The organism is Acinetobacter sp. WCHAc060033 (genome assembly GCF_004209125.1).
GTDB classification, from domain to species: domain Bacteria; phylum Pseudomonadota; class Gammaproteobacteria; order Pseudomonadales; family Moraxellaceae; genus Acinetobacter; species Acinetobacter wuhouensis.
In genome coordinates this window covers 1-251 of sequence record NZ_SGSW01000222.1, presented here as the reverse complement: position 1 = coordinate 251, position 251 = coordinate 1, and the positions used below count along the sequence as shown (strand labels likewise).

At 45.0% G+C, this 251-nt stretch carries 1 protein-coding gene; it reads left to right on the top strand.

Annotated features, from left to right (window positions below; genetic code table 11):
- Positions 1–251 (top strand): hypothetical protein (locus EXE10_RS21345; protein ID WP_130114626.1); only part of this gene is annotated, 251 nt, incomplete at both ends.

Genomic DNA, 251 nt, shown 5'->3' with positions numbered 1-251 from the left:
CTCGAACAAGAAGAGGGCGCAGGTAGTGTCCAAAGTAAACATCAACACAGCAACAACCAAGACAATGCCAGTCTTGGCTTAGAACAAGCATGGCATATCAGCCCTGCATGGATGCAAGACCTCAAAGGCGAAGACCAAGCTACCGCATCCAATAACAGTCAAATCGAAAAACTCAACCAAAACCTCAGTGACTACTACAACAGCCAATCCAAACAATTCATTGCTAATTCAACTGTACGCGATGCACAAGT